The 5,806-nt window shown below is 70.4% G+C and carries 4 protein-coding genes; all 4 read left to right on the forward strand.

The features are described from left to right. Positions 1-176 precede the first annotated feature (176 nt). A complete protein-coding gene (locus AC27KI_RS17575; RefSeq protein WP_487114987.1) occupies positions 177-2,159 on the forward strand; it encodes a UvrD-helicase domain-containing protein in 1,983 nt (660 codons plus the stop codon). A gap of 48 nt (positions 2,160-2,207) precedes the next feature. After that, positions 2,208-2,969 (forward strand): 3-oxoacyl-ACP reductase, encoded by a 762-nt coding sequence (locus AC27KI_RS17580; protein ID WP_317351362.1) that lies wholly within the window; start codon positions 2,208-2,210, stop codon positions 2,967-2,969. Positions 2,970-3,101: 132 nt separating this feature from the next. Next, complete coding sequence (locus AC27KI_RS17585) at positions 3,102-3,839, forward strand: glutathione S-transferase N-terminal domain-containing protein (RefSeq protein WP_487114989.1); 738 nt, start codon at positions 3,102-3,104, stop codon at positions 3,837-3,839. Between the two features lie 350 nt (positions 3,840-4,189). Further along, positions 4,190-5,803 (forward strand): methyl-accepting chemotaxis protein, encoded by a 1,614-nt coding sequence (locus AC27KI_RS17590; RefSeq protein ID WP_487114991.1) that lies wholly within the window; start codon positions 4,190-4,192, stop codon positions 5,801-5,803. The last annotated feature ends 3 nt before the right edge of the window (positions 5,804-5,806 follow it).

The following is a 5,806-nucleotide window of genomic DNA, read 5'->3' on the forward strand; positions in this document are numbered from 1 at the left end:
GCCGGCTGCGCGGGCGGCGCGCCGTCCGAGGCGCCGTCGCGCGGCACGCACGGCATCGGCGGGCAGGGCTCGAACGGTGTCACCGTCTTCGGCGAAATCGACGTGAGCGCCGAGCGCCGGCGCTGAGACCTCCGCGCCCTGCGCCCGCGCCGGGGCCCTGCCTGAAAAGAATCCCTTTGGCGACCACCCCCCCCACCGTTCCCCTTTTCCAGGCCAGGCAGATCGACCCCACGGCCGAGCAACTGGCGATCCAGCAGTCCGCCGAGCGCACGCTGGTCATCGAGGCCAACGCCGGCGCGGCCAAGACCACCACGCTCGCCCTGCGCATGGGGCAGGCCTGGGCGCGCGGCGTGGCACCCGAGCGCTGCCTGGCCCTCACGCACACCGCCACCGCCTGCCAGGCGCTGCAGGCCGCGCTGCGCAAGGTCGGCGTGCCCGCGCCCGTGACGCAGCGCTTTCGCATCGCCACGTTCGATGCCTTCTGCGCCGAAATGCTGGCCGACCAGTACGAGGCCCCCGTGCCGCACCACCGCCACCTGGAGGAGCTGCGCCCCTTCGTCTGGCAAGCCGTGCAGCGCGTGGAAGACAACGAGCACGAGCGCTGGCGCGAGGAGCTGCTGCTGCCCACGCTGGGCGACACCGGCTTCGTGGAGGAGTTCCTGGCGACCAGCGTGTGGCTCAAGGGCACGATGAAGGACGAGCTGGAGCGCGAGGGCGGCCCGGCCTCACCCGAGCACGCGGCCGCCATCGGCGTGGGCTACACGCAGCTCAAGGTGTTCCTGGCCTACGAGCGCATTCGCCGGCGCGAGCTGGCCGACGAGCCGCTGTTTCGCGGCCCCTTCGATGCCACCTACGACCTGGCCCGGCGCCTGCACGGCGGCGACACCGCGGCCAGCCTGCCGCGCTGGCCGCGCGGCGTGCAGGCCGTGCTGGTCGACGAGATGCACGACATGAACGAGGCCGCGTTCCGCGTGCTGCGCGAGCTGCTGGACACCACGCAGTGCACCTTCTGCGGCGTGGGCGACCGCGACCAGGTCATCTACGGCGCCCACGGGGCCGATGCCGCCTTCATGGGCGATGCCATCACCGCGCACACCGGCCGCCCCGTGACGCGCCTGCGGCTCACGCCCAGCCACCGCTTCGGCAAGAAGCTCGCGGCCAAGGCCGGGCGGCTGGCGGCCAAGCCCTACGACTCGCTCGCCGGGCACGACACCGCGGTGGAACTGCGGCCCTACGACGATGCCGCCCATTGCGTGGACCTGGTCGCGCAGGCGGCCCAGCAGTGGCGCGCCCGGCCCCGCGCCCGCATGGCGGGCTTTGCCGTGCTGCTGCGCCACTCCAACCAGTCGGTGGGCATCGAGAACCGGCTGCTGGCCGACAACGTGCCCTACACCGTGAGCGGCTTCGACAGCTACCTGCTGCGGCCCGAGGTGCTGCTGGTGCGCGGCCTGCTGGCCGTGGCCACCGACAACTTCGACAGCGTCTCCGAGCCGCGCACGCGCGACAAGCTCATGCGGGCGCTGGTGTTCTTCTGCGGCGCGCGCATCGTCGTGGCCGGGCGCGAGCACGAATCGCAGCAGGCCCTGCTGGAGGACGCCATCCGCAGCGTGACCGACAACCCGCTGTTCCTGCAGAACTTCTTCACCCACCAGATCGTGGCCAACGTCGAGCCCGCCATGCAGCGGCGCCTGCGCAAGGCCCTGGAGGTGGCGCGCGAGGCGGGCGGCCAGGACACCCTGCCGCGCCTGCTGCAGGCCCTGCAGATCGACGCCGTGATCCGCGAGGTGTTCGTCTCGCGCCAGCGGCGCGAGGACGCCCTCGCCAACCTGGCCGGCCTGTGCGAGGCGGCGAAGGGCTTTGCCAGCGCGCGCGATTATTTCCTGCACCTGAACCGCGCCGAGCAGCGCCAGCGCGAGCTGCGCGGCACCGCCAGCCTGGTCCTGGCCAACATCGAGGACGTGAAGGGCCTGGAGTTCGACCACGTGGTGATCCCGTTCCTGGAGCAGGGCGTGTTCCCCGTGCCGCAGGCGCCCTACGCGCAGGAAAAGAACACCCTCTACGTCGGCATGACCCGGGCGCGCCAGCAGCTCACGCTGCTGTGCCACCGCGCGCAGCCCGGCGCCTTTCTGCAACCGCTGGGGTATGCCGCGTCGGCCTGACCACGCCCGGCCCCGGTCCTTTTTTCACACCACGCGAGCGACACCACCATGCAACTGTCCGAACAATGGGTCCTGGTCACCGGCGGTGCCCGGGGCCTGGGCGAATCGATCACCCGGGCGCTGGCGCGCGAAGGCGCCGGCGTGGTCATCAACTACCTGACCAGCGACACGGCCGCCCGCGCCCTGGCCGAAGAACTGGGCCCGCGCGCCATCGCCCTGCAGGCCGACGTGACCGATGCCGCCGCCGTGCAGCGCCTGTTCGCCCAGGCGCACGAGCGCACCGGCCAGCCCGTCAGTGCGGTGGTCAACAACGCGCTCGCGCAGTTCCGCTTCGATGGCGACGCGCGCCCGCAGATCGGCGACATCGCCTGGGAGCGCTTTCAGCAGCAGATCGACGGCGCCGTGAAGGGCGCGCTGAACACCCTGCAGGCCGCGCTGCCCGCCATGCGCGCGCAGGGTTTCGGGCGCATCGTGAACGTGGGCACCAACCTGTTCCAGAACCCCGTGGTGCCCTACCACGACTACACCGCCGCCAAGGCCGCGCTGCTGTCGCTCACCCGCACGGCGGCCAACGACCTGGGGCCGCACGGCATCACCGTGAACATGGTGTCGGGCGGCCTGCTGCGCACCACCGACGCCAGCCGCGCCACGCCCGAGGCGGTGTTCGACCTCATCGCCGGCATGACCCCGCTGCGCCGCGTGACCACGCCGGCCGAGTTCGCCGACGCGGTGCTGTTCTTCCTCTCGCCCTGGTCGCGCGCCGTGACCGGGCAGAACCTCATCGTGGACAGCGGGCTGGTGAAGGGCTGAGCGGCCTTGGGGTTACTGCGCGCGGCGCCTGCGCCGCCACGGGCCCCGGGGGTGTAATGAACGCCCCGGTTCGACGCCTGTTCGATCCCCTTCCGGCCACCCCGGCCGCTCACCCGAGGCCCGCAAAAAACCATGACGACGACGCCCACCACATCCGCCCCCGCCACCGCCCGCCCCCTCACCCACCCCATCGCCGCCAAGTGGCCGGCGCGCCACCCCGAGCGGCTGCAGCTGTATTCGCTGCCCACGCCCAACGGCGTGAAGGTCTCCATCCTGCTGGAGGAGCTGGGCCTGCCGTACGAGCCGCACCTGGTGCGCTTCGACACCAACGACCAGTTCTCGCCCGAGTTCCTCTCGCTCAACCCCAACAACAAGATCCCCGCCATCCTCGACCCCGATGGCCCGGGCGGGCGGCCGCTGGCGCTGTTCGAATCGGGCGCCATCCTGGTCTACCTGGCCGAGAAGACCGGCCGCTTCCTGCCGCAGGACCCGGCCGCGCGCTACGAGGCCCTGCAGTGGGTCATGTGGCAGATGGGCGGCGTCGGCCCCATGTTCGGCCAGCTCGGGTTCTTCCATAAATTCGCCGGCAAGGACTACGAGGACAAGCGCCCGCGCGACCGCTACGTGGCCGAGTCCAGCCGCCTGCTGGGCGTGCTGGAGCAGCGCCTGGCCGGGCGCGGCTGGATCCTGGGCGACGACTACACCATCGCCGACATCGCCGTCTTTCCGTGGGTGCGCAACCTGGTGGGCTTCTACGAGGCGCGCGAGCTGGTGGACTTCGATGCCTTCCCCCAGGTGCAGCGCGTGCTGGCCGCCTTCCTGGCGCGGCCGGCCGTGGTGCGCGGGCTGGAGATCCCGCAGCGCGGGTGAGGGTGCAGGCGGTGTCCTGTCGCTATTAAAAGAATAGCTATATGCCCTAGTCGAATATGCGCTGGAGGCCGATTTTCATCAATATCCCACCCTGGGGCCAGCGCGGCATGCGCTGGCCCTTTTTGCTTGGGGGCGGCCCGCCGGGCATGGCAGGCCTGGGGCTTTGGACACCGGCCGGCCCATAGGTATTTTTTGCAAACAAACGTAACTTTTCGATGAAATAATGACTTTTCGTTCGCTGTGCCATTGGTGGTAACCCGGGAATCCCGGGGGGCCTTCGCCGATGCGCCGTCCCTCCCATTCCCACCCCGTTCCCGTCCTCACCGGACCGCCGGCCCACCGTGACCTCCATGCGACTTAAAACCAAATTGACCCTGGCCCTGATCCTGATGTGGCTGGGCCTGTTCCTGCTGGGTGCGTGGGCCGCGTTCCATGCGCGCACCGTGGTGACCGAAGAGCGCCAGGCGGCCGTGCACAACGTGGTGGACCTGGGCTACAGCCTGATCGAGAACTACGCCGCCGAGGTGGCCGCGGGCCGCATGGACGTGGCCACCGCCAAGGAGCAGGCGCTGGCGCGCCTGGCCACGCTGCGATTCGACAACGGCAAGAACTTCCTGTTCGTGATCGATTCGGCGCCGCTGATGCTCATGCACCCCACGGGCAAGGGTCTGATCGGCACCAATGTGGGCGACCGCAAGGACCCGGAGGGCAAGGCCTACTACCGCGAGCTGGCCGACATGGGCAAGAAGAACGGCCAGGGCTTCGTCTCGTACCAGGCGGGGGTGACGCTGCCCGACGGCACCGTGGAGCGGCTGGAGAAGGTCACCTTCGTGCGCTACTACGCGCCGTGGGACTGGCATGTGATGGCCGGCGTGATGGTGGGCGACATCCAGACCGCCTTCTACAAGACCATCGGCCAGTTGCTCGTCATCGTGCTGCTGGTGGGCGGCGCCATCCACGGCACCATGCTGCTGATCATCCGCAGCGTGACCGGCAGCCTGGGCGGCGAGCCCACGCAGGCCGCCGAGGTGGCCGCGCGCATCGCGGACGGCGACCTCACCGTGGCCGTGGCCACCTCGGGCAAGAACCCGCACAGCCTGATGCAGGCCATGCACACCATGCAGGCCCGCCTGGCGCAACTGATCGGCAACATCCGCAGCGGGACCGAGGAAATCCGCCACGCCGCGAGCGAGATCGCCTCGGGCAACATGAACCTGTCGTCGCGCACCGAGTCGCAGGCCTCGTCGCTACAGGAAACCGCGGCCAGCATGGAGCAGCTCACGGGCACCGTGACGCAGAACGCCGAGAACGCCCTGCGCGCGGGCGAACTGGCGAACAACGCATCGAGCATCGCCGAGCGCGGCGGCGCCGTCATGGGCGACGTGGTGGACACCATGCGCGGCATCTCGGAAAGCTCCAGCCGCATCTCCGAGATCATTGCCGTGATCGACTCGATCGCGTTCCAGACCAACATCCTCGCGCTCAACGCGGCCGTCGAGGCGGCCCGCGCGGGCGACCAGGGCCGGGGCTTCGCCGTGGTGGCCAGCGAGGTGCGCACGCTGGCGCAGCGCAGTGCCCAGGCGGCCAAGGAGATCAAGGGCCTGATCGAAGTGTCCGTCGCCAAGGTGCGCGACGGCTCGGGCCTGGTGGACCGCGCCGGCCACACCATGACCGAGATCGTGGGCGCCGTGCAGCAGGTGCGCACCATCATCGAAGAGATCACCGCCGCCTCGCAGGAGCAGCGCTCGGGCATCGAGCAGGTGAACCAGGCCGTGGCCCAGATCGATCAGGTCACCCAGGAGAACGCGGCGCTCGTCGAGGAATCGGCCGCCGTGGCCAACGCCCTCAACGACCAAGCGCGCCACCTGGCCGAACTGGTGTCGGTGTTCCGCGTGCAGGCCGCGGCTGGGGCCCTGCCTGGTGGCCACGCGCTGCCCGGCGGCCACGCGCTGCGCCTGGCGTAGCGC

It is taken from the genome of Acidovorax sp. KPB24-03 (genome assembly GCF_057546605.1).